Source organism: Halomonas aquatica (genome assembly GCF_040196335.1).
In the GTDB taxonomy this organism is placed as follows: domain Bacteria; phylum Pseudomonadota; class Gammaproteobacteria; order Pseudomonadales; family Halomonadaceae; genus Halomonas; species Halomonas aquatica.
In genome coordinates, this window is the sequence record NZ_JBEGCJ010000003.1 from 166,091 (window position 1) to 187,902 (window position 21,812).

Below are 21,812 nucleotides of genomic sequence, written 5' to 3' on the forward strand. Positions count from 1 at the left end.
CCTTCCTTCAGCGACTGAGCTCGATGCTGCGTGACTGGCCATTCCCCAGGCTGACCTGGCGGATGATCACCTGTGTCTTGCCGCTGACGGGGTCCTGTCCGCTGCTCGAGACATAGAAATCGCCGGCGGGCAGGCCATCGAGGCGGAAGGTGCCATTGCCGTCGGTGCGGGTGGTGTGAGTGTATTCACGGGCGCGGGGATCGGCAGACTCCACGGCGCGGCCTGCAAGGGCCTGTTCAGCGGCTTCGGCGGAGTAGGTGGTCACCGGTGCCACCGAGACGGGGCGGTTCGCCATCGGGCGGCCACCCATGAGCAGACGTCCGCTGATCATGGCGGTGCCGCGCTTCTCCAGGGCGGCATACTCGGCGGCGGGAAAGGCCACCTGGCGGGCAACACGCCCGCTTGTTGAATAACGAGTGGTAGAACGAGTGAAGGGACGATCGGCACCTTTGGTCTCGCCGGGTGCCGACGCCCCCCGATCGATCACCTCGATGCGCTCGCTTTTCCCGGCGGGATAACGAGGCTCGATGATCTGGCACCCTGCCAGCGAGAGCCCCAGCAGGGCCAGAAGGATCCAGCGTGTCATGTCAGCTCTCCCGGAAGGATGGATGGATGGGACATCGTGACCCGGGAGCATAACGCAAAAGGGCCGCCGATCATCGATCGGCGGCCCCTTGCTGACTGACCAGAGTGCTGGTCAACCCGGCGTCGGCAGGGCCGACGCTGTCAGGCTTACTTGGCGGCCTTGGTGGCCGTGTCGGTTGCCTGCTTGACGTTCTCTTCGGTCAGCTTCTGGCTCTGCTGGACGAAGTCCTGCTGCAGGGAGACGACCTTCTCGGCGTCGCCCTTCAGGCGCTCTGTCAGGTCCTTGGCGACCTTCTGCTGGCCTTCCATGTAGGACTTAAGGCCCTCGGCATCCTTGACGTTCATCAGGCTGCGCAGCTGAGCCATGCCGGTGTCGGTATAGGCCTTGCTGGCGTCGAGCTGGGCGTTGACCAGCTTCTCGCTGTAGTCCACGGACAGGGCGGCGTAGGCGCGAGCCGGGCCGAGGAGCATGGATTCGAACTGATCGGTGAACTGCTTGGTGTCGAAGTTTTGCATCGTGATTCCCTCCAGGGGTTTCGGGTAAATTCGAAGGCCGTGGCGGACAGCCGATGCCTTCTGGGTCTCTGCTGCAGTGCACAATAGCAGAGAGCTTTGTGCGTTGCAACATGCAAGAACAAGAAAGTTGTGCCGGCGCGTCGGGCCCTGGAAACAAGGATCAAGAGGGGCGTGCAAGGGGGCGATGTCCTTGCACCGTGTCGCCATCGCCACCATCTTTAAAGCCTATAAGGGCAGAGCATGACAGGAAGCTCGTCAGAGGAGGACCATACATGAGCGACCATCGCATCGAGCGGGACAGCATGGGCGAGCTGGAGGTGCCGAGAGAAGCCCTCTATGGCGCCCAGACCCAGCGGGCCGTGAACAACTTCCCCGTTTCCGGCCAGCCCATGCCGACGGCCTTCATCCATGCCATCGCCCGTATCAAGCTGGCGGCGGCCCGCGTCAACCGGGAACTGGGCCTACTGGACGACCACCGGTCCCGGGAGATCGTTGCCGCCGCCGAGGCGATCCTCGAGGGGCATCTCGACGACCAGTTCCCGGTGGACGTGTTCCAGACCGGCTCGGGCACCTCGAGCAACATGAACGTCAACGAGGTGATCGCCAGGCGAGCCAGCCGCGATGGCGTGGAGGTCGGAGCTAATGACCACGTCAACATGGGGCAGTCGAGTAACGACGTCATCCCGACCGCGATCCACCTCTCGGCGGCGCTGGCGGTGACCGGCGAGCTGCGACCCGCCCTTAAGCAACTGCGCGGGACCATCGACACGCGGGCCGCCGAGCTCGACGACGTGGTCAAGACCGGCCGGACCCATCTGATGGATGCCATGCCGCTGCGCATGAGCCAGGAGCTGGGGGGCTGGTCGAGCCAGGTGGGGCAGGCCATCGAGCGGCTCGACAGTGCTCTGATCAGGCTCTGCCGCCTCGCTCAGGGCGGCACCGCGGTGGGCACCGGCATCAACGCCCATCCGGAATTCGCCGCTCGCATGGCGCGTGAGCTGAGCGAGCAGACGGGGCTGTCGTTCTCGCCTAATGACAGCTTCTTCGCAAGCCTCGCCTCCCAGGACGCCGCGGTGGAGCTGTCGGGACAGCTCCGTGGACTGGCCTGCGTGATCATGAAGATCGCCAACGACCTGCGCTGGATGAATTCCGGCCCGTTGGCCGGGCTCGGCGAGATCGAGCTAGAGGCCCTGCAGCCCGGCAGCTCTATCATGCCGGGCAAGGTCAATCCGGTGATTCCCGAGTCCGCCGCCCAGGCGGCTGCTCAGGTGATCGGGCTCGACATGGCGGTCACGGTGGCCGGCCAGAGCGGCAACTTCCAGCTAAATGTCATGCTGCCATTGGTGGCCAGCAACCTGCTGACATCGATCACCCTGATGACCAATACCAGCAAGCTGCTGGCCGATCGGGCCATCGCCACCTTCAAGGTGCGTCACGACCACCTCGAGGGGCCGCTGGCGCGCAATCCCATCCTGGTCACGGCGCTGAACTCGGCGATCGGCTATGACGCGGCGGCGGCCATCGCCAAGCACGCCTACCAGGAGGGGCGGCCGATCATCGAGGTGGCCGAGGAGCAGACCAACCTGTCCCGCGTGGAGCTCGAGCGCTTGCTCGACCCCGCCGCGCTGACGCGGGGCGGGATGCCGGAGTAGTGCTCAAACAGTATCGGTGCTAGAGCGCCTTGCGGCGCAGCAGGCCGGTCAGGGCCTCGCCGACCAGCACCAGCGCGATGATGGCGATCAGAATGGTCGCCACGGTAGGCCAGGCGAAGGTGTCGATGGAGCCCTGCAGGATCACCCCGATACCGCCGGCGCCCACCAGTCCCAGTACCGTGGACTCGCGGATGTTGATGTCCCAGCGCAGGATGACGATGGCGAAGAAGGCCGGCATCACCTGTGGCACCACGGCATAGGCGATCACCTTGGCCTTGGAGGCGCCGGTGGCCTCCATGGCCTCCACCGGACGGCGGTCGATCTCCTCGATGGCTTCGCCCATCAGCTTGCCGATGAAGCCCACCGAGCGGAACATGATGGCCAGTATCCCCGCCAGCACACCGGGGCCGAAGATCGCCACGAAAAGCAGCGCCCAGATGATGGTGTTCACCGAGCGGCTGGAGACCAGGATGAAGCGCCCCAGCCACAGGCAGGCGCGGTTGGGCGTGGTGTTCTGGGCGGCGATGTAGGAAACCGGCAGGGCGATGAAGACGGTCAGCATCGTTGCCAGGGTGGCGATATGCACCGTCTCGATCATGGCATCGATGATCTCGCCGAGCCGGCTCGGGTCGGGCGGCCACATGCGCGCCCCCAGGCTCGATATCTGGTTGGGCGCATCCCACACCCAGGGCCAGAAGATGTCGATGTCGCGCACCGCCCAGACGACCACCATCAGCGTCACCAGCATCACGCCGTAACGGATCAGCTGCTCCTTGGGGTTGTGCCGCCGCCATACGCGATCGGCCAACAGGTCGGCATCATCTACCATATCTTCTTCCTCACCCAGCCGCTGACGCCTTCGCTGACCAGGATCACCGCGATGATCACCAGCAGGATCGCGAAGGCAAAGTCATAGTCGTAGCGCCCGAAGGCATTCATCAGAGTGCTGCCGATACCGCCGGCGCCGACAATGCCCACCACCGCGGAGGCTCGCAGGTTGCTGTCGAGCTGATACATGGAAAGCCCCACCTGGCGAGGCAGGATCTGCGGGAAGACGGCATAGTACAGCGTCGCCAGGTAGCCGGCCCCGGTGGAGCGCATGGCCTCCACCTGGCCCCAGTCGATCTCCTCGATCTCCTCGGCCAGCAGCTTGCCGACAAAGCCGATGGAGTAGAGGGTCAGGGTCAGGATCCCGGCCAGCGGGCCGAAGCCCACCGCCGCAACGAACAGGATGGCGACGATGACCGGGTGGAAGCTGCGCGAGATGATGATCACCGCGCGGCCCAGCAGGTAGATCGGCAGTGGCGCGACGTTGCGCGCCGCCATCACCGCGAAGGGCACCGACAGCAGGACCCCCAGCATCGTTGCCAGGATGGCGATCTGCAGGCTCTCGGTGAAGCCGGTGATCAGCAGATCGAAGCGCGACAGGGTGGGCGGAAAGCCGCCGCCGAAGATGCGCGCCGCCCGGGGTAGCCCCTCGCTGATGCGCTCCCAGTTGAAGGGCAGGCTGCCGAAGGCCCAGACCAGGTAGGCCGCCAGCACCACCAGCAGGCCGTAACGCAACAGCGGGTTGGCGATGAAGGGAGGCTTGCGCCAGGTGCGGGTGACGGCCGCCTCGCCGTTGTCAGTCCTGGCCATCGCTCACCTCCTGCCCGGCGGGCGGGATCGGCTCGTCCTCGGGCGCCTCGATGCCGCCGTAGATGGCCTCCAGGGCGTCCTTGTCGAAATCGGCCGGGGTGCCGTCGAAGATCATCGTGCCGTGGCGCAGTCCGACGATACGGTCGGTATAGGTCCTGGCCTGCGCCACGTTGTGGATGTTGATCAGCACCGGCAGCGACAGTTCGCTCGCCAGGCTCTGCAGCAGCACCATGATCTGCTCGGAGGTGCGCGGGTCCAGCGAGGCCGTGGGTTCGTCGGCGAGCAGCACCTCGGGCTCCTGCATCAGCGCCCGCACCACGCCGACGCGCTGGCGCTCGCCGCCGGAGAGCTCATCGGCGCGCTTGTTGGCATAGTGGGCGATCCCCACGCGCTCCATCAGCACGAAGGCGCGCTCGATGTCCGAGGCCGGATAGCGGCGGGTGATGGCCTGGAACAGGTTGACGAAGCCGAGCCGTCCTGCCAGCACGTTCTCCATCACGGTGAGGCGGTCGATCAGGTTGAAGCCCTGGAAGACCATGCCGATCTTTCGCCGGGCGCGGCGCAGCTCGGCATGACGCAGGGTCACCAGTTCGGTGCCGTTGAGCTTGATCGAGCCCGAGGTGGGCTCCACCAGTCGGTTTATGCAGCGCAGCATGGTGCTCTTGCCGGCGCCGGAGGCACCGACGATGGAGATGACGCTGTTGCCTTCCACGGTCAGGTCGAGCCCCTTGAGCACCGGCTCGTCGCGACCGTAGCGCTTGATGAGGTTGGATATCTCTAGCATCGGGGGTCCCGTCGGGAATAGGTCGTCAAGACGAAGGCGCCGGCCTTCCGGGAAGGCCGGCGCCGCTGTCTCGCGAGGGTTACTGGAGGTTGTCGGGAGTGTACTCGACCCCGTTGGCATTCTGGATGGTGCGGATGACCTTCCAGTTGTCCTTGTAGTTGATGGGGATGAACTTCTCGACCCCTTCGAACTCCTCGCCCAGCTCGGTACTCGCGAAGTCGAAGCTGAAGAAGGCTTCCTCGATCTTTTCGACCAGGTCCGGATGCAGGTTATAGGCGTAATTGTAGGAGGTCGTCGGGAAGCTGTCGGACTCGTAGATGATCTTGACGTCCTCCGGGTCATACAGGCCGCGGGCTGCCATGCGCTCGACCACTTCCGAGGCCACCGGGGCGGCGTCATAGTCCTGGGCTACCACGCCGAGCATGGACTGGTCGTGGCTGCCGGAGTAGACCACCTCGTAGTCCTCGTCGGGGACGATGCCCATCTCCGGGAAGAGGGCGCGCGGGGCCTGGTTGCCGGAGTTGGACGTTGGCGAGGTGTGGGCGACCCGCTTGCCCTTGAGGTCCTCCATGTCGTCGATGCCGGAATCGACATGGGTGTAGAGCTGGAGGGTATAGCCGAAGCGTCCGTCGTCCGAGCCCATCAGCGCGAACGGGACCGCGCCGGCCAGGTTGACGGCGAAGGGCGTCGGGCCGGTGGAGAAGCCGGCGATGTGCAGGCGGCCGCTGCGCATGGCCTCGACCTGGGCCGAGTTGGACTGGACGGCGAAGAAGCGCACGTCGCGGCCGGTGACCTCCTCGAGGTGATCGATGAAGGGTTGCCAGATGTCTGAATAGATGGCCGGATCCTCGACCGGGGTGTAGGCGAAGATCAGGGTGTCGGGGTTGAGCCATTCGCTCTCGTCAGTCGGACGGTCGGCGACCATGTCGCCGTTCTCGTCGCAGTAGATGGCAGCCAGGGCGCCGCGTTCGCAGTCTTCCTGGGCCAGCGCCGGGCTGGCCGCCAGCATGGCCAGTGGCAGCAGCGAGGAGAGGGCGAGGGGGGCGAGCGGGAGCCTGGATGAGCGGGCTGTAGGATGGATCATGGCGTGCCTCATGATTATTGTTGTGGGGTTTCCGTATAGTGGCGCATTTTCGGATATCGACATCACCTGCCGGCGATGAATGATTCCGAATAACCCTTCCAATCTAGAGTTTGTGACAAAACCATGTCAAACACTTTCCCCCCCGCCTCCGGCCGCTGGCGCAACCGCTACCTGCTGATGCGTCACGGTCACAGCCAGGCCAACCAGGAAGGGCGGATCATCAGCTCGCCGGAACGCGGCCTGTCAGGTTTCGGCCTCTCTTCCCGGGGCCGAGCCCAGCTCGATACGCTGCTGGCAGACTGGCACTGGCCGAGACCGGAGCGGATCCTCCATTCCGACTTCCGTCGTACCACCGAGACCGCCGAGTGTGTCGCACGACATTTTGGCCTGGCGCTCACCGTCGAGCCACGCCTGCGGGAGCGACACTTCGGGTGCTTCGAGGGGGAGCGTGACGACCGCTATCCGGAGGTCTGGGCGCAGGATGCACGGGACCCGGCGCATCGCCATGGCGGTGTCGAGAGCGTGGTCGAGGTGGCGGCCCGGATGGGTCAGGTGATCGACGGCCTCGAGCGTCGCCATCGGGACGAGACGATCCTGCTGGTCAGTCACGGCGACCCGCTGCAGATCCTGCTGGCCGCCCTGGAGGGGTACGAGCTTAGCCGCCACCGCGAGCGTGAGCCCCTGACACCGGCCAGTATTACCGCCCTGTGATTCGGCCCGTCAGGCAAGTTGGCGAGGGTGTGGCCGGGCTGATGCACTGTCCCGTTCCGTCTGCGGCGTGTGGGTGAACGGCCTGTTCGACCGGGCGTCGAGGGCTGCCTTGAGATAATCGGCCAGACGCAGGTGCTCGGCGGAGGTGAGCCGCAAGGCCAGCTTGGTACGCCGCCACAGGATGTCCTCTACATCGCGTGCCCACTCCTGCTCGACCAGGTAGTCGACCTCGGCGGCGGTCAGTCCGGCCCCGAAGGTCTGACCCAACGACGCCTGTGAGTCCCTGCCATCCAGGAATTCCCGGCATAGCGAGCCGTAGGTCCGGGCGAATCGCCGGGCCTGGGCCGCATCCAGGTACGGGTATTCCTCGAGCAGTTGTGCCTCGAAGGCGGCGTGGTCTCCGATGTCGCCGCCCGGCAGGAGCGCCTCGTCTGTCCAGGGGGGGCGCATGTCGGGAAGGTGGGGCGACAGCTCGTCCAGGGCGGCCTCGGCCAGCTTGCGGTAGGTGGTGATCTTGCCGCCGAAGACCGACAGCAGCGGCGCGCCACGGGCATCCAGGTCCAGCGTATAGTCGCGGGTCATGGCGGAGGGGTCCGTTGACTCGTCGTCACACAGCGGCCGCACCCCGGAGAAGGTGCGAATCACGGCCTCGCTGGACAGTTGGGTACGGAAATGGGCATTGACCACCGAGAGCAGGTAGTCGATCTCCTCCTGTGTTGCCTCGATTCGCGAGGGGTCCCCCTTGAAGCGCCGGTCGGTGGTGCCGACCAGGCTGAAATCCTCCTCATAGGGCAGCACGAAGACGATACGCCCGTCGGTGTTCTGTAGGATATAGGCCCGGTCGTCGTGATTCAGGCGCGGAACGATCAGGTGGCTGCCCTGGATCAGGCGCACGCCATAGCGGGAGTGGCGATGAGCCTGGCCACGCACCACCCCTTCCACCCAGGGACCGGCGGCATTGACCAGGGTCCTGCAGCGGCGCGTCATGCGTTGGCCGCTATCGATGTCCTCCAGGGTGATCTCCCAGATGCCGTCGAGTTCCCGGGCATCGGTGCAGCGTGTGCGGACCAGGATCTCGGCGCCGCGATCACGGGCCTGAACGGCATTGAGTACCACCAGTCGGGCGTCATCCACCCAGCAGTCCGAGTATTCGAAGCCCCGGGTGATGGTGGGGACGAGCCCCAGCCGAGCCCCCAGCCGGATGCCTCTGGAGGACGGAAGCTTCCTGCGCTTGCCCAGGTAGTCATAGAGGAACAGCCCGGCACGCAGCATCCAGGCCGGACGCAGGTGGGGTTGATGGGGCAGGATGAAGCGCAGCGGCCAGATGATGTGCGGGGCCTTGGCCATCAGCACCTCTCGCTCGCGCAGGGCCTCTCTCACCAGCCGGAACTCGTGATGCTCCAGATAGCGCAGCCCGCCGTGGATCAGCTTGCTGCTGGCCGAGGAGGTCGCACCGGCAAGATCCCCCTGCTCGCAGAGCCCGACCGACAGGCCCCGCCCGGCGGCATCGTTGGCGATGCCGGCGCCGTTGATGCCGCCGCCGATCACGAAGAGGTCGAGTATCTCGTCTGGCCTTTTGCTCATGGGGTCTCCCGTCCGGCGTGGTGCCGGACATTCGGTAATGTTTGCAAACGAAAATAGATGAAAACAAACCGAACATCAAGCAAGCGAGCGAAGCGGTCGCGCCATGAGGAGGGGCAAGGCAGGGGTGGGTGAGAGGGGTGAGTGAGAAGGTGAGTCAGAGGGGTGAGTCAGATGGGCAAGCTGAGATAGGCCAGCAGGCGACGAGCACGGGGCGAGCAGAAGGGCATCAGCGGGAAGGCCTCCGGTGGACTTCAGGCAATGTGCAGGGCGACGTCGTGCTGCTGCAGCAGGTGTACGATCGCCTCGGGGGGCGCGCGGTCGGTGAACAGGGCGTCGAGCTGGGCCAGGTTGCCCTGTCGGACCACGGGGTTGCGTTGGAACTTGGAGTGGTCGGTGGCCAGGAAGACCTTGCGGGAATTGCGGAGGATGGCCTGGGCCACTCGCACTTCCTGATAGTCGAACTCCAGCAGGGAACCGTCCTCGTCGATGCCGCTGATACCAATGATCCCGTAGTCGACCTTGAACTGGTTGATGAAGTCGATGGTGGCCTCGCCGATGATGCCGCCGTCCCTCGAACGGACCTGGCCGCCGGCGATGATCACGTTGAAGTCTTCCTTGTGCTGCAGGATCGCCGCCACATTGAGGTTGTTGGTAATCACCTCGAGGCCCTGGTGGTCGAGCAGTGCCTCGGCGATCACCTCGTTGCTGGTGCCGATGTTGATGAACAGTGACGAATGATGGGGCACATGGCGGGCGAGCAGGGCCGCGATGCGCTGCTTGGCCTCCAGGTTGAGGGTCTTGCGGGTCGAGTAGGAAGTATTGACGGTGCTCGACTCCAGCCCCGCGCCACCATGGATGCGGCGAATGCGCCCTTCAGCAGAGAGGGTGTTGAGGTCTCGACGAATGGTCTGGGGCGTGACCGAGAAGTGCTCGGTGAGCTGCTCGATGCTGGCATAGCCCTGGCGGCGCACCATCTCGATGATGGCATCCTGGCGTTGCTGCTGGTTCATGATGTCTCCTTGGCTGCCCTGATTCTATGCCATCGTGAACGCGCATGCAGGCCTCGGGGCATCCGTCCTTCTACGGCCAAAGTCGTACCCTGCCCCGCGTAGGGGCATTTGAGCGGGGCGTCTGGCTGGAGTAGTCTTTATGATCATAAACGAACATTAGCGTTAAAAAGCGAAATTGGCACGCCACGACAACCACAACAGGATGCTTGCTATGGCTTCATATATTCTGGCCATCGACCAGGGCACCACCAGTTCCCGCGCCATTCTCTTCGACCGTGACGGGCACAGCATCGGCACGGCGCAGAGAGAATTCCCCCAGCACTTTCCCCATGATGGCTGGATCGAGCATGACCCGGAGGACATCTGGGACACGGTGCTCGCCACCTGTCGTGAAGTGATCGCCACGACCGGAGTCGAAATGGAAGAGATTGCCGGCGTCGGGATCACCAATCAGCGCGAGACCACCGTGCTGTGGGACCGGGCGACCGGCGAGGCCCTGCACAACGCCATCGTCTGGCAGGACCGCCGAACCGATGAGGCGTGCCGGCGGCTTCGCGAGGCCGGTCACCTGGAAGACGTCCAGGCCCGCACCGGCCTGCTGATCGATCCCTACTTCTCGGCGACCAAGCTGGCCTGGTTGCTCGATGAGGTACCCGGCGCCCGGGAGCGCGCCGAGCGGGGTGAACTGGCCTTTGGCACCGTGGACAGTTTCCTGATCTGGCGGCTCACCGGGGGGCGGGTGCATGCCACCGACGCCACCAATGCCTCTCGCACCGCGCTCTTCAACATCCACGACCAGCGTTGGGATGAGCAGTTGCTCGCCCTGTTCGACATCCCGGCGAGCCTGCTTCCCGAGGTCAAGGACTCCAGCGACGATTTCGGTCACGTCGATGCCCGCTGGCTGGGCGGCGAGTTGGCCATCGCCGGGGTGGCCGGTGACCAGCAGGCGGCGCTGGTGGGGCAGGCCTGCTTTGCTCCCGGGATGGGCAAGAGCACCTACGGCACCGGTTGCTTCATGATCGTGAACACTGGCGATGTGGCCGAGGTGTCACGCAACAGGCTGCTGACCACGGTAGCCTATCGGCTGAACGGGAAGCCCACTTACGCCATGGAGGGCAGCATCTTCGTCGCGGGGGCCACGGTGCAGTGGCTTCGCGACGGCCTCCAGTTGTTCGCCGATGCTGCCGAGACGGAAGCGCTGGCCCGTCAGACGCGCAGCGGACACAGCGTCTATCTGGTGCCGGCCTTCACCGGCCTGGGGGCGCCGCACTGGGACCCCAAGGCGCGCGGTGCCATCTTCGGCCTGACCCGCGATACCGGCATCGCCGAGATCGTGGCCGCCGGCCTGCAGGCGGTCTGCTACCAGACCCGCGATCTGCAGGTCTGCATGGACGACGACATGGCGGCGTCGCCGGGTATCCTGAGGGTCGACGGCGGCATGGTGGCCAACAACTGGGTGATGCAGTTTCTTGCCGACATGCTCGGCGTTCAGGTGGATCGCCCCACCGTGCTGGAGACGACGGCTCTGGGTGCCGCCTACCTGGCGGGTCTGCGGCTTGGCTGGTATCGCGACCTCGATGAGATCGCCGAGATGTGGCGCTGTGAGCGACGCTTCACTCCCCAGATGGAGGAAGTCGAGCGCGAACGCCTCTATGCAGGCTGGAAGGAGGCGGTCGAGCGTGTTCGTACCCAGTAGCCGAAATGTAGCGCATGCAGCGTCGTTGATAACGTCATGGAGAACTTCGTGGATAGGGCCGGCAAGCTGCTGATTCGCTGGACTTGAAGGGTGATTTCACGCTTGCATTTTACCGGCTCTTGAGTAGAATACGCATCCGTTGCCACGGCGAAGTCATGCCGATATCAGCATGCAGGACCATAGCTCAGTTGGTTAGAGCGCCACGTTGACATCGTGGAGGTCGGCGGTTCAAATCCGCCTGGTCCTACCAGCATTGCCCGAGGCGACGTCTTCAGGACCATAGCTCAGTTGGTTAGAGCGCCACGTTGACATCGTGGAGGTCGGCGGTTCAAATCCGCCTGGTCCTACCAGATCAGAGAACGCCCCGCAGCCATCGGCTGCGGGGCGTTTTTCATGCCAGGTCGGTGCGCTCCATGAACACGGCGACCAGCCTCTCGATACCCAGTCGGTCGGCATCGCTGAAGCGTCCCTGTGTCGGGCTGTCCAGGTCCAGCACGCCCCACAGCCGGTCTCCCGCCAGGATCGGTACCACCAGCTCGGCCCGTGAATCCGCATCGCAGGCGATGTGGTCGGCGATGGCATGCACGTCGTCCACGCGCTGGGACTCGCGGGTGCGGGCCGCGGCACCGCAGACGCCCTTGTTGAACGGGATGGGATGGCAGGCCGGCTTGCCCTGGAAGGGGCCCAGGCACAGCAGCTCCGGCTGGCGCTGCAGATAGAAGCCGGCCCAGTTGATCCCGGGGAGTTCCTGCATGAGGAAGGCGCAGGTCTGGGCGCTGTTGGTCAGCCAGTCGCGGGTGTCGAGCAGCGCGCCGAGCTGGCGAGCGAGCAGGGGGTAGTCCGGTGTCATGTCGGCTCCTAGAACGAAAGGGACCCGGCACAGCGGCTGGCCCCAGACACATGAATCTCTGATCGTCAGGTAGGGAAAGATGGATATGCGTGACGAGCGAAGACAGGCTGGCCGCCGGTGGGGCGCCGGCCGGGCGGGCTTGGCAGTGGGTCAGGCACGTAAAAAAGGCCACCCTGGCGGGTGGCCATCAACGCTGGACACACCCTTTTAGCTGCACTTCACGCCGCGGGTTGCCTCGGGAGGTGGTCCACGGCTTCGGCGCCCGCAATCCGGGTACAAATCGGCACCCTCAAAAATTTAGCGGGCCACTCTAGGTTTCGAATGCTGACATGTCAAGGAAGCCGGGTCATGTCTCTATCTATACGCCATATTCATGGTGATATTTGCTGCCATGCTGGCTGTGGATGGTGATCCTTGCATCCGGCGAGGAGAGGGCGCTGCCTAGGAGGGCTGACATGCAAGTAGAGGCGGGATGCCATGGACGTCCACTCCTCGGTTTCCTAGACTGGCGGATTCCGCGGCCCGTCCGAGGCCGACTCGCACGAGGAGCGTACATGTTCACAGGCATCGTTCAAGGCACCGCCGAGGTGGTGGCCATCCAGGAGGCCGAGGCCTTCCGCACCCATGTGCTGGCGCTGCCGGCCGGGCTGTGCGAGGGGCTGGTGCTGGGCGCCTCGGTGGCCCACAACGGGGTCTGCCTGACCGTGACCGCCATCGACGGCGAACGTGTCAGCTTCGATCTGATGCGCGAGACCCTGCGCGTGACCAATCTCGGTGCACTGAAGGAGGGGGATCGCGTCAACATCGAGCGGGCGGCGCGCTTCGGAGACGAGATCGGCGGTCATGCCATGTCGGGTCACATCATGGCCATGGCCGAACTGGTCGAACTCGACGAGGCGCCCAATAATCGGCGCCTCTGGTTCGAGCTGCCCCCTGCGCTGGGTCGCTTCCTGTTCGACAAGGGCTATATCGGCGTCGACGGCATCAGCCTGACCATCGGCGAGACACGCCCGGCCACGGCCACACATGGCCCCCGCTTCTGCGTCGACCTGATCCCCGAGACGCTGGCCAGGACGGTCCTCGTGGATCGTGCGCCCGGCGACCTCGTCAATATCGAGGTGGATCCCCAGACCCAGGCCATCGTCGAGACGGTGGAGCGGGTGCTCGAGGCGATAGGCGGGTGACGCCGCAACGGAAGAGTTGACCGTTGCGTCACGTCTGCGTTGGTCGGTCGGGTAGTGAATGGCCCGCAAGTTGCTTAACTAGTTGAGGCCGTGCTGCCCATGGGCATCCGGTCGTGTCGCAACACGCCGAGGTCTTGGGTACCATAGGCGACTTTTCTCGCTGCCTTTCTCGCATACTCAGGACCATCTCAACGTCCACGCGCGCAGGAACGATAACCATGTTGAAACGCCTGATCGACAACCATTTCAAGCTCGCCGAACACCAGACCGATGTGAAGACCGAGGTCATTGCAGGCATTACCACCTTCCTGACCATGGCCTACATCATCTTCGTCAATCCCAGCATTCTCTCCGAGACGGGCATGGATTACGGGGCGGTGTTCGTCGCCACCTGCCTGGCCGCGGCGGTGGGCTGCCTGATCATGGGCCTCTGGGCCAACTATCCCATCGCCCAGGCCCCCGGCATGGGCCTCAACGCCTTCTTCACCTACGGCGTGGTGCTCGGGATGGGCTACACCTGGGAGGCGGCGCTTGGCGCGGTCTTCTTCTCGGGTTTCATCTTCTTCCTGCTCAGCGTCTTCAAGGTTCGCGAATGGATCATCCACTCGATCCCGTTTTCGCTGCGCCTGGGAATCGCCGCGGGCATCGGCCTCTTCCTGGCGATGATCGCCCTCAAGAATGCCGGAATCGTGGTGGCCAATCCGGCCACCTTCGTGGCCCTGGGGGACCTCTCCCAGCCCTCGGCTCTCTATGCCCTGCTGGGCTTCTTCGTGATCACCGCGCTGGCCTACCTCCGGGTCACCGGTGCGGTGATGATCGGCATTCTCGGGGTCACCGCACTGTCGATCCTCTTCGGCCACAATGAATTCGGCGGACTGGTGTCAATGCCGCCCTCCATCGCGCCCACCTTCATGGCCCTCGACCTGGCCGGGGCCCTGGACGTGGCGATGCTGAGCGTGATCTTCGCCTTCCTGTTCGTCGACCTGTTCGATACCTCCGGGACCCTGGTGGGGGTGGCCCACAAGGGGGGGCTGCTGGACGAGAACGGCAAGCTGCCGCGCCTCGGTCGTGCCATGATGTCCGACAGCAGTGCCTCCATGGCCGGTGCGATGCTCGGCACCTCCACGACCACCAGCTACATTGAGTCCACGGCCGGCATCGTCTCCGGCGGGCGCACCGGCCTCACCGCCGTGGTCGTGGCGATGCTGTTCCTGGTCAGCCTGTTCTTCGCACCGTTGGCGGGTTCCATCCCGGTCTACGCGACCGCCGGGGCGCTGCTCTACGTGGCGGTGCTGATGGCCGGGAGCCTGGCCCACGCCAACTGGGACGACCCGACCGATGCCGCACCGGTGCTTATCGCGGCCCTGGCAATGCCGCTGACCTTCTCCATTGCCGAGGGGATCGCGCTGGGCTTCATCAGTTATGCCGCCATCAAGACGCTCTCCGGGCGGTTCAAGGACCTGAACCCAGCGGTGATCGTGCTGGCGCTGCTGTTCGTGGCCAAGTTCCTGTTCCTCACCTGATCCATGCTGACTGCATTCACTCACCGAGATTTCACCCGATGAGCATCTACGGCGACTACATCAAGTCCGTGATCCGCACCGTCCCCGACTGGCCTCAGCCGGGGGTCAACTTCCGCGACATCACCCCGTTGCTGCAGAACAGTGCGGCCTTCCGCAAGCTGGTCGACAGCTTCGTGCACCGTTACCAGGAGATGGACCTCGACGCCATCGCTGCCATCGACGCCCGGGGCTTCATCATCGGTGCACCGCTCGCCTATGAGCTGGGTTGCAGCTTCGTGCCGGTGCGCAAGAAGGGCAAGCTGCCGTTCCGCACCATCAGTGAGACCTATACGCTGGAGTACGGCGAGGCCGAGGTGGAGCTGCATTCCGACGCCTTCCACGAGGGTGACCGCATCCTGCTCGTCGACGACCTCGTCGCCACCGGCGGCACCATGCTCGCGGCGGCCAAGCTGATCACCCGCAGCGGTGGGCAGGTGGTGGAAACCGCCACCATCGTAGACCTGCCGGACCTTGGCGGCTCGCAGCGCATTCGCGACGCGGGGTACGGGGTCTTCGCGGTCTGCTCCTTCACCGAGGACGAGTGATCGCCATGAGCAGCCATCGCTATCACCGGCACTTCACCGTCTCCTGGGATCAGCTGCATCGCGACGTGCGCGAGCTCTGCCATCGGCTGGTCGAGCGCGACTTCAAGGGCATCGTCGCCATCACCCGTGGGGGCCTGATTCCCGCCGCGCTGATCGCCCGTGAGCTGGATGTCCGGGTGATCGATACCGTCTGCATCAAGAGCTATGACCACATGGACCAGGGCGGCCTAGAGGTCATGAAGGGTGTCGACCACGACGGCGAGGGCTGGCTGCTGGTCGATGATCTGGTCGATACTGGCCGCACCGCCAGGGCGGTGCGCGAGATGCTGCCCAGGGCCCACTTCGTCACCGTCTATGCCAAGCCCGAGGGCAAGCCGCTGGTGGACCAGTACCTCACCGAGGTGGCCCAGGATTGCTGGATCCAGTTTCCCTGGGACATGGGTGTCGCCTATGTCGAGCCGCTGGTCGAGCAGGCCAAGCGCTGAGCCATGACCTGCCCCCTTCCCGACAGCTGGCAGCAGTGGCTGGGCGACGAGTTCTCGTCACCCTACATGCAGTCGTTGCGTGACTTCCTGGCCACCGAGAAGGCGGCCAGGAAGGTGATCTACCCGCATTCGTCCGACTGGTTTCGCGCCTTCGAGCTGACGCCGCTGGACCGGGTCAAGGTGGTGATCCTCGGCCAGGATCCCTACCACGGCCCGGACCAGGCCCATGGCCTGTGTTTCTCGGTACGCCCCGGCGTGCGGGTGCCACCGTCGCTTTCCAACATCTACAAGGAGCTGGCAAGCGACCTGGGTTGTCGTCCGGTGGATCACGGTAACCTGGAGGCCTGGGCGCGCCAGGGCGTGCTCCTGCTCAACACCTCGCTGACGGTAGAGCAGGGCAATGCCGGCTCCCACCGCGGCAAGGGCTGGGAGACCTTCACCGACCGGGCCATCATTACGGTTAGCGAGCATGCCGCTCCCTCGGTCTTCCTGCTGTGGGGCAGCCCGGCACGCCAGAAGAAGTCCCTGATCGACACGTCGCGCCATCTGGTGCTGGAGTCCCCGCACCCCTCGCCGCTCTCGGCCCATCGCGGATTCTTCGGCAACCATCACTTCTCCCGGGCCAATGCCTTCCTCGTCGAGCATGGACGCGACCCCATCGACTGGCAGTTGCCGGAGGCGCCAGTGTCCCATCCAACTCAGGGCTGACCCGGAAACAGGCCGCGAGGAGGCGCTGTAAACCCGTCCCTGGGCGCTACCGACGCCATCAGTGTCGCAGGACCTCCTCTTCGACCTGTTTCCGGCGCCCTGCATGATAATGGCTGCGGTCGCTCGCCCAGCCTTAACCCCGACGCCGGATCCGTTTAGAATGGCTCGCAATTTGTCGCCGTCGTCCATCAGACGATCATCGCCATCCCTCCATCGCCGTCGAAGAGGTCTCCCCATGAGCGTCCACGCCATTCAGCATCCCCTGGTCCAGCACAAGGTTGGCCTGATGCGCGAAGCCGGCATCAGCACCAAGAGCTTCCGCGAACTGGCCGGCGAGCTGGCCAAGCTGCTCACCTACGAGGCGACCAGCGACCTCGAACTCGAGACCCAGGAGATCGAGGGCTGGAGCGGCGAGCCGATCCCGGTGCAGCTGCTCAAGGGCAAGAAGGTCACCATCGTGCCGATCCTGCGCGCGGGGCTGGGGATGCTCGACGGCGTCACCGACCTGATTCCCAGTGCCCGGGTCAGCGTGGTCGGGCTGTACCGCGACGAGGAGACCCTGGAGCCGGTGCCTTACTTCGCCAAGTTCGCCAAGGACCTGGACGAGCGCATGGCCATCGTCATCGATCCGATGCTGGCCACCGGCGGCACCATGGTGGCGACGCTGGACATGCTGCGTGAACGTGGCTGCAAGCAGATGAAGGTGATCGTGCTGGTAGCGGCGCCCGAGGGCATCAAGCGGGTCCAGGAGGCCTATCCGGAGATCGAGCTCTACACGGCGGCGGTCGACGACCATCTCGACGAGAACGGCTATATCGTCCCCGGCCTTGGCGACGCCGGCGACAAGATCTTCGGCACCCGCTGACCCGCGCCCGCTCAACCCCCTTCACCACTCCCCCATCCGGCACTCGCGGGCTCGCCCCTGAGAGTGCCCGTGGCTGGACAAGACGTCATCCTCCGGCTCCCGGCCATCGGCCGCCCCCTCGTCGTGTTGCTTGATGTTCGTTTGTGATCATTTTGCAACATCAATGGTCCTCAACGGCTTTTCTCCGCTCAGCCTGTCGATCATTAGACAAAAGTTTAATGCTTGATTAAATATAACAATAACAATAGTTTGGTTGATATTAGCAGCCGTGGGATGACGGGTCGTCAGTGTTTTCGGTTGGCGACATTTGTGTTTGAAAGTGAATCTCGGCTACGTTGTAGCGAGCAGTCCCCGTACTCGCCACATAACAACGACACATCGAGATTCATATGTCCCTGATCCTAGAAAACATCGACCATGTGGTCGGTGGCGCCAGTCACATCTCGGACGTGAACCTGCAGCTTGAGCCCGGCTCATTCAACGTCCTGCTGGGGCGGACTCTGTCGGGCAAGACCACTCTGATGCGCCTCATGGCTGGGCTGGATGTCCCCACCCGCGGGCGCATCCTGATGGACGGTGAAGACGTCACCGGACGCTCCGTGCGCAAGCGCAACGTCTCCATGGTCTACCAGCAGTTCATCAACTATCCGGCCCTCTCCGTCTACGACAACATCGCCTCTCCCCTGAAGCTGGCCAAGGTCAGTCGTGCGGAGATCGACCGGCGTGTGCGGGAGGTTGCCGAGATGTTGCACATCGAACATCTGCTCGACCGCCTGCCGCTGGAGCTCTCCGGCGGCCAGCAGCAGCGCACCGCCATGGGGCGGGCGTTGGTCAAGGATGCCGACGTCGTGCTCTTCGACGAGCCGCTGGTGAACCTGGATTACAAGCTCCGGGAGGAGTTTCGCGACGAGCTTCGCAGCGTTTTCAGTGAGCGCAACTGCATCGCCGTCTACGCGACCACCGAACCTGCCGAAGCGATGGCGCTTGGCGGCAACACCGCCGTGCTCCATGAGGGGCGTCTGCTGCAATACGGACGCACCGAGGATGTCTACCACCGTCCGGGTGACATCCTGACCGCGGAGATGTTCTCCGAGCCGCCGATCAATATCGTCAAGGGAATCATTTCCGGGTCCGAGGTGACCTTCGACCAGTCACTGCATTTTCCGATCAACGACGACCTGCGTTCCCTGGCACCGGGGGAGTACCGCTTCGGCGTACGCGCATCGCATATCTCGCTCAAGCCCCAGGCGAAGGATGATATCGAGGTGAAGATGACCGTCGACCTGGCGGAGATCAGTGGCTCCGAGACCTTCCTGCATGTGCACAACGATCTCTTTCACATGACGTTGCATCTGGAGGGCGTCCACGAGTTCGATGTTGATGCCCCCGTGACCCTCTATTTCCCGACTCACAAGGTATATGCCTTCGATCGTCAGGGCGCCGTGGTGCATATTCCGACTCACCTGGGGGGCGCGTGACATGGCAGAGATTACCCTGAAGTCGCTGGCCCACACCTACCTCCCCAACCCGGCATCGCCCGAGGACTATGCCATCCGCGAGATGGATCACGTCTGGCACCAGGGCGGGGCCTATGCACTGCTCGGACCCTCGGGCTGCGGCAAGTCGACACTGCTCAACATCATTTCCGGTCTGCTGGAGCCTTCCAGCGGTGATGTGCTCTTCGACGGTGAGCGGGTCAATGCCCTGCCTCCCGAGGAGCGCAACATCGCTCAGGTTTTCCAGTTTCCCGTCATCTACGACACCATGACGGTCTACGACAACCTGGCCTTCCCGCTGCGCAACGTGAAGACCCCCGCCGACAAGGTCCATGAGCGCGTGATGGAGGTTGCCGAGGTGCTGGAGCTCACGGCTCAGCTGAAGCGCAAGGCCAAGAACCTCACTGCCGACGAGAAGCAGAAGGTCTCCATGGGCAGGGGGCTGGTCAGGGAAGATGTCTCGGCCATCCTCTTCGATGAGCCACTCACCGTCATCGACCCTCAGCTCAAGTGGAAGCTTCGTCGCAAGCTCAAGGAGATCCACCAGCGCTTCGAGATCACCATGGTCTATGTGACCCATGACCAGCTCGAGGCCTCTACCTTCGCCGACAAGATCGCCGTGATGTACGAGGGCCAGGTGGTGCAGTTCGGCACCCCCCGTGAGCTGTTCGAGGCGCCCAACCACACCTTCGTTGGCTACTTCATCGGCAGCCCCGGCATGAACTTCCTCGAGGTCGCGATACGCGACGGTCGCGTGATGGCCGGCAAGACCATGCTCGAGGTCGGGAAGGGCGTTCACGACGCCGTGGCCGGAGCGCGCTCCACCAACATCAAGCTCGGCATCCGCCCCGAGTTTATCGAGGTGCACATAGAGCCCGTCGACGGGGCCATGGAGGCCACGGTGCAACACTCCCAGGACCTGGGCACCTACTCGATCGTCTACCTGACACTGGGCGGGATCTCACTCAAGGCGCGTATCGAGGAAGACCAGCCGACGCCAGAGGGCCGTGCCTGGTTGCGCTTTCCCGACGACCGGCTGGGCCTTTACGTCGACGAGTACCGCGTGGAGTTCGACCATGAATAAAGTCTACAACAACCGGGCATGGTGGCTGATCCTGCCCATGCTGCTGCTGGTGGCCTTCTCCGCGGTCATCCCGCTGATGACCGTGGTCAACTACTCGGTGCAGGATGTCTTCGATGCCAACACGCGCTTCTTCACGGGCACCGAGTGGTTCAAGGAGATGCTCAACGACCCGGCCCTGCAGGCGGCCGTGCTGCGTCAGTTCGCCTTCTCGCTGACGGTGCTGGCCATCGAGGTACCGCTGGGCATCGGTATCGCGCTGATCATGCCCAAGAAGGGCTGGCAGGCTTCCGCCGTGCTGATCCTGGTGACCATGCCGCTGCTGATCCCCTGGAACGTGGTGGGCAGCATCTGGCAGATCTTCACCCGAGGCGACATCGGCCTGATGGGCTGGAGCCTGAGAGAGCTGGGCTATGGCTACAACATCACGGCGAGTCCGGTGGATGCCTGGGCGACCATCGTCCTGATGGATGTCTGGCACTGGACGCCGCTGATCGCGCTGCTCTGCTACAGCGGCCTGCGATCGATTCCCGATGCCTATTACCAGGCGGCGCGCATCGACCGTGCCTCCCGGTGGGCCGTGTTCCGCTTCATCCAGTTGCCCAAGCTCACCAACGTGCTGGTGATCGGCGTGCTGCTGCGCTTCATGCATTCCTTCATGATCTACGCCGAGCCCTTCGTGTTGACCGGCGGGGGGCCCGGCAGTTCCACGACCTTCCTGAGCCAATCGCTGACGACCATGGCCATCGGTCAGCAGGACCTGGGGCCTTCGGCCGCGTTCTCGCTGATCTACTTCCTCATCATCCTGCTGGTCACCTGGGTCTTCTACACCGCGATCATGAACATGCAGAAAGACGACAACCACAAGGAGGCCTGAGATGAGTGACTCGTTGCCCACGACCCCCGATGCCGTGCGCCAGCGTGCCGCGGCCGCCGATAACCGTCGTCGCCGCCAGGCGCGCCCGGCCTCCCGTCAGTGGCGCCGTCGGGGTCTGATGACGGCCTACATCGTCTTCGTGCTGCTACCGATCTACTGGCTGCTCAACATGTCCTTCCAGTCCAATACCGAGATTCTGGGTGGACTGACCCTGTGGCCCGAGAATTTCACCCTCGAGCACTACGCCAAGATCTTCACCGAGCCCAGCTGGTACATGGGGTACGTGAACTCGATCACCTACGTGCTGATGAACATGCTGATCAGCATCGCGGTGGCGCTGCCGGCGGCCTATGCCTTCAGCCGCTACCAGTTCATCGGCGACAAGCACCTGTTCTTCTGGCTGCTGACCAACCTGATGGCGCCGCCGGCAGTCTTCCTGCTGCCTTACTTCCAGCTCTACTACACGGTGGGACTCTTCGATACCCATATCGCCGTGGCACTGGCCCACTGCCTGTTCAACATCCCGCTGGCCGTGTGGATCCTCGAGGGCTTCATGAGCGGCGTTCCCAAGGAGATCGACGAGACCGCCTTCATCGACGGCTACAGCTTCCCGAAGTTCTTCGTGAAGATCTTCATTCCCATGATCAGCTCGGGGATCGGCGTGACCCTGTTCTTCCTGTTCATGTTTTCCTGGGTCGAGCTGCTGCTGGCCAGCACCCTGACCTCCACCGGTGCCCAGCCCATCGCCTCCGTGATGACCCAGACCAAAGGGGCCTCCGGCATCGACTGGGGCACCCTTGCGGCCGCCGGCACGCTGACCATCCTGCCGGGCATCGTAGTGGTCTATTTCGTTCGCAATCACATCGCCAAGGGCTTCGCCCTGGGCCGTACCTGAGGAG

The 21,812-nt window shown here is 64.1% G+C and carries 22 protein-coding genes and 2 tRNA genes; 15 read left to right on the forward strand and 9 right to left on the reverse strand.

The window, feature by feature from the left end:
- Positions 1–7: 7 nt before the first annotated feature.
- Together ABE960_RS07050 and ABE960_RS07055 are read right to left on the reverse strand one after the other, a co-directional pair.
- Positions 8–586, reverse strand: a complete 579-nt coding sequence (locus ABE960_RS07050; RefSeq protein ID WP_349761542.1) for a carboxypeptidase-like regulatory domain-containing protein — start codon at positions 584–586, stop codon at positions 8–10.
- 146 nt (positions 587–732) lie between these two features.
- A complete protein-coding gene (locus ABE960_RS07055) occupies positions 733–1,101 on the reverse strand; it encodes a phasin family protein (RefSeq protein ID WP_349761543.1) in 369 nt (122 codons plus the stop codon).
- Between the two features lie 272 nt (positions 1,102–1,373).
- Between ABE960_RS07055 and ABE960_RS07060 the strand changes: the two genes are divergently transcribed.
- Positions 1,374–2,753, forward strand: coding sequence for a class II fumarate hydratase (locus tag ABE960_RS07060; RefSeq protein ID WP_349761544.1), 1,380 nt, complete (start codon positions 1,374–1,376; stop codon positions 2,751–2,753).
- A gap of 19 nt (positions 2,754–2,772) precedes the next feature.
- On the opposite strand, the gene phnE (ABE960_RS07065) is transcribed toward ABE960_RS07060, so the two are convergent.
- The 4 genes from phnE (ABE960_RS07065) to phnD all read right to left on the reverse strand — a co-directional run bounded on the left by phnE (ABE960_RS07065) (position 2,773) and on the right by phnD (position 6,259).
- Complete coding sequence (gene phnE / locus ABE960_RS07065; RefSeq protein WP_349761545.1) at positions 2,773–3,582, reverse strand: phosphonate ABC transporter, permease protein PhnE; 810 nt, start codon at positions 3,580–3,582, stop codon at positions 2,773–2,775.
- Entirely contained in the window at positions 3,576–4,391 is an 816-nt protein-coding gene (phnE, locus tag ABE960_RS07070; protein ID WP_349761546.1) for a phosphonate ABC transporter, permease protein PhnE, read from the reverse strand. Before phnE (ABE960_RS07070) ends, phnE (ABE960_RS07065) begins: the two co-directional genes overlap by 7 nt.
- Positions 4,378–5,175 (reverse strand): phosphonate ABC transporter ATP-binding protein, encoded by a 798-nt coding sequence (phnC, locus tag ABE960_RS07075; protein WP_349761547.1) that lies wholly within the window; start codon positions 5,173–5,175, stop codon positions 4,378–4,380. Before phnC ends, phnE (ABE960_RS07070) begins: the two co-directional genes overlap by 14 nt.
- Positions 5,176–5,254: 79 nt before the next feature.
- Complete coding sequence (phnD, locus tag ABE960_RS07080) at positions 5,255–6,259, reverse strand: phosphate/phosphite/phosphonate ABC transporter substrate-binding protein (protein ID WP_349761548.1); 1,005 nt, start codon at positions 6,257–6,259, stop codon at positions 5,255–5,257.
- Positions 6,260–6,382: 123 nt separating this feature from the next.
- Here phnD and ABE960_RS07085 point away from each other — a divergent pair, with 123 nt between their 5' ends.
- Positions 6,383–6,970, forward strand: coding sequence for a histidine phosphatase family protein (locus ABE960_RS07085; RefSeq protein WP_349761549.1), 588 nt, complete (start codon positions 6,383–6,385; stop codon positions 6,968–6,970).
- Positions 6,971–6,979: 9 nt separating this feature from the next.
- Here ABE960_RS07085 and glpD read toward each other — a convergent pair whose 3' ends face one another.
- Positions 6,980–8,554, reverse strand: a complete 1,575-nt coding sequence (gene glpD, locus ABE960_RS07090) for a glycerol-3-phosphate dehydrogenase (RefSeq protein ID WP_349761550.1) — start codon at positions 8,552–8,554, stop codon at positions 6,980–6,982.
- Between the two features lie 251 nt (positions 8,555–8,805).
- Entirely contained in the window at positions 8,806–9,564 is a 759-nt protein-coding gene (locus tag ABE960_RS07095; protein ID WP_349761551.1) for a DeoR/GlpR family transcriptional regulator, read from the reverse strand.
- Positions 9,565–9,775: 211 nt separating this feature from the next.
- Here ABE960_RS07095 and glpK point away from each other — a divergent pair, with 211 nt between their 5' ends.
- The 3 genes from glpK to ABE960_RS07110 all read left to right on the forward strand — a co-directional run bounded on the left by glpK (position 9,776) and on the right by ABE960_RS07110 (position 11,610).
- Positions 9,776–11,260, forward strand: coding sequence for a glycerol kinase GlpK (gene glpK, locus ABE960_RS07100; RefSeq protein WP_349761552.1), 1,485 nt, complete (start codon positions 9,776–9,778; stop codon positions 11,258–11,260).
- Between the two features lie 173 nt (positions 11,261–11,433).
- Positions 11,434–11,510 (forward strand) — tRNA-Val (locus ABE960_RS07105).
- Between the two features lie 23 nt (positions 11,511–11,533).
- Positions 11,534–11,610: transfer RNA gene (locus ABE960_RS07110), tRNA-Val, on the forward strand.
- Positions 11,611–11,651: 41 nt separating this feature from the next.
- Here ABE960_RS07110 and ABE960_RS07115 read toward each other — a convergent pair.
- Complete coding sequence (locus ABE960_RS07115; protein WP_349761553.1) at positions 11,652–12,110, reverse strand: GAF domain-containing protein; 459 nt, start codon at positions 12,108–12,110, stop codon at positions 11,652–11,654.
- 554 nt (positions 12,111–12,664) lie between these two features.
- Here ABE960_RS07115 and ABE960_RS07120 point away from each other — a divergent pair.
- The 10 genes from ABE960_RS07120 (at position 12,665) to ABE960_RS07165 (ending at position 21,808) form a co-directional block, all read left to right on the forward strand.
- Positions 12,665–13,294 (forward strand): riboflavin synthase subunit alpha, encoded by a 630-nt coding sequence (locus ABE960_RS07120; protein WP_349761554.1) that lies wholly within the window; start codon positions 12,665–12,667, stop codon positions 13,292–13,294.
- A gap of 218 nt (positions 13,295–13,512) precedes the next feature.
- Positions 13,513–14,817: an NCS2 family permease gene (locus ABE960_RS07125; protein WP_349761555.1), complete on the forward strand. Its 1,305-nt coding sequence runs from the start codon at positions 13,513–13,515 to the stop codon at positions 14,815–14,817.
- Positions 14,818–14,855: 38 nt separating this feature from the next.
- Positions 14,856–15,401, forward strand: a complete 546-nt coding sequence (locus tag ABE960_RS07130; protein ID WP_349761556.1) for an adenine phosphoribosyltransferase — start codon at positions 14,856–14,858, stop codon at positions 15,399–15,401.
- A gap of 5 nt (positions 15,402–15,406) precedes the next feature.
- A complete protein-coding gene (gene gpt / locus ABE960_RS07135; RefSeq protein ID WP_349761557.1) occupies positions 15,407–15,886 on the forward strand; it encodes a xanthine phosphoribosyltransferase in 480 nt (159 codons plus the stop codon).
- A gap of 3 nt (positions 15,887–15,889) precedes the next feature.
- Positions 15,890–16,594 carry a uracil-DNA glycosylase gene (gene ung, locus ABE960_RS07140; protein ID WP_349761558.1) on the forward strand — a complete coding sequence of 235 codons (705 nt, stop codon included), beginning with the start codon at positions 15,890–15,892 and terminating at the stop codon, positions 16,592–16,594.
- A gap of 235 nt (positions 16,595–16,829) precedes the next feature.
- Positions 16,830–17,459 carry a uracil phosphoribosyltransferase gene (gene upp, locus ABE960_RS07145; protein WP_349761560.1) on the forward strand — a complete coding sequence of 210 codons (630 nt, stop codon included), beginning with the start codon at positions 16,830–16,832 and terminating at the stop codon, positions 17,457–17,459.
- Positions 17,460–17,848: 389 nt separating this feature from the next.
- Positions 17,849–18,937, forward strand: coding sequence for an ABC transporter ATP-binding protein (locus ABE960_RS07150; protein ID WP_349761561.1), 1,089 nt, complete (start codon positions 17,849–17,851; stop codon positions 18,935–18,937).
- A gap of 1 nt (position 18,938) precedes the next feature.
- On the forward strand, positions 18,939–20,039 hold the full coding sequence (locus tag ABE960_RS07155) for an ABC transporter ATP-binding protein (RefSeq protein ID WP_349761562.1): 1,101 nt from the start codon (positions 18,939–18,941) through the stop codon (positions 20,037–20,039).
- Entirely contained in the window at positions 20,032–20,913 is an 882-nt protein-coding gene (locus ABE960_RS07160) for a carbohydrate ABC transporter permease (protein ID WP_349761563.1), read from the forward strand. Before ABE960_RS07155 ends, ABE960_RS07160 begins: the two co-directional genes overlap by 8 nt.
- Position 20,914: 1 nt before the next feature.
- Positions 20,915–21,808 carry a carbohydrate ABC transporter permease gene (locus tag ABE960_RS07165; RefSeq protein ID WP_125925581.1) on the forward strand — a complete coding sequence of 298 codons (894 nt, stop codon included), beginning with the start codon at positions 20,915–20,917 and terminating at the stop codon, positions 21,806–21,808.
- The last annotated feature ends 4 nt before the right edge of the window (positions 21,809–21,812 follow it).

Bases quoted from the DNA above. Each gene is read 5' to 3' on its own strand.
- gpt (WP_349761557.1), top strand. From the start codon at position 15,407: ATGAGCAGCCATCGCTATCACCGGCACTTCACCGTCTCCTGGGATCAG.
- phnD (WP_349761548.1), bottom strand. From the start codon at position 6,259: ATGATCCATCCTACAGCCCGCTCATCCAGGCTCCCGCTCGCCCCCCTC.
- glpK (WP_349761552.1), top strand. From the start codon at position 9,776: ATGGCTTCATATATTCTGGCCATCGACCAGGGCACCACCAGTTCCCGC.
- ABE960_RS07165 (WP_125925581.1), top strand. From the start codon at position 20,915: ATGAGTGACTCGTTGCCCACGACCCCCGATGCCGTGCGCCAGCGTGCC.
- glpD (WP_349761550.1), bottom strand. From the start codon at position 8,554: ATGAGCAAAAGGCCAGACGAGATACTCGACCTCTTCGTGATCGGCGGC.
- ABE960_RS07050 (WP_349761542.1), bottom strand. From the start codon at position 586: ATGACACGCTGGATCCTTCTGGCCCTGCTGGGGCTCTCGCTGGCAGGG.
- ABE960_RS07160 (WP_349761563.1), top strand. From the start codon at position 20,032: ATGAATAAAGTCTACAACAACCGGGCATGGTGGCTGATCCTGCCCATG.
- ABE960_RS07150 (WP_349761561.1), top strand. From the start codon at position 17,849: ATGTCCCTGATCCTAGAAAACATCGACCATGTGGTCGGTGGCGCCAGT.
- ABE960_RS07055 (WP_349761543.1), bottom strand. From the start codon at position 1,101: ATGCAAAACTTCGACACCAAGCAGTTCACCGATCAGTTCGAATCCATG.
- ABE960_RS07120 (WP_349761554.1), top strand. From the start codon at position 12,665: ATGTTCACAGGCATCGTTCAAGGCACCGCCGAGGTGGTGGCCATCCAG.
- ABE960_RS07085 (WP_349761549.1), top strand. From the start codon at position 6,383: ATGTCAAACACTTTCCCCCCCGCCTCCGGCCGCTGGCGCAACCGCTAC.
- ABE960_RS07060 (WP_349761544.1), top strand. From the start codon at position 1,374: ATGAGCGACCATCGCATCGAGCGGGACAGCATGGGCGAGCTGGAGGTG.
- phnE (WP_349761545.1), bottom strand. From the start codon at position 3,582: ATGGTAGATGATGCCGACCTGTTGGCCGATCGCGTATGGCGGCGGCAC.
- upp (WP_349761560.1), top strand. From the start codon at position 16,830: ATGAGCGTCCACGCCATTCAGCATCCCCTGGTCCAGCACAAGGTTGGC.
- ABE960_RS07155 (WP_349761562.1), top strand. From the start codon at position 18,939: ATGGCAGAGATTACCCTGAAGTCGCTGGCCCACACCTACCTCCCCAAC.
- phnC (WP_349761547.1), bottom strand. From the start codon at position 5,175: ATGCTAGAGATATCCAACCTCATCAAGCGCTACGGTCGCGACGAGCCG.
- ABE960_RS07115 (WP_349761553.1), bottom strand. From the start codon at position 12,110: ATGACACCGGACTACCCCCTGCTCGCTCGCCAGCTCGGCGCGCTGCTC.
- phnE (WP_349761546.1), bottom strand. From the start codon at position 4,391: ATGGCCAGGACTGACAACGGCGAGGCGGCCGTCACCCGCACCTGGCGC.
- ABE960_RS07130 (WP_349761556.1), top strand. From the start codon at position 14,856: ATGAGCATCTACGGCGACTACATCAAGTCCGTGATCCGCACCGTCCCC.
- ABE960_RS07125 (WP_349761555.1), top strand. From the start codon at position 13,513: ATGTTGAAACGCCTGATCGACAACCATTTCAAGCTCGCCGAACACCAG.
- ABE960_RS07095 (WP_349761551.1), bottom strand. From the start codon at position 9,564: ATGAACCAGCAGCAACGCCAGGATGCCATCATCGAGATGGTGCGCCGC.
- ung (WP_349761558.1), top strand. From the start codon at position 15,890: ATGACCTGCCCCCTTCCCGACAGCTGGCAGCAGTGGCTGGGCGACGAG.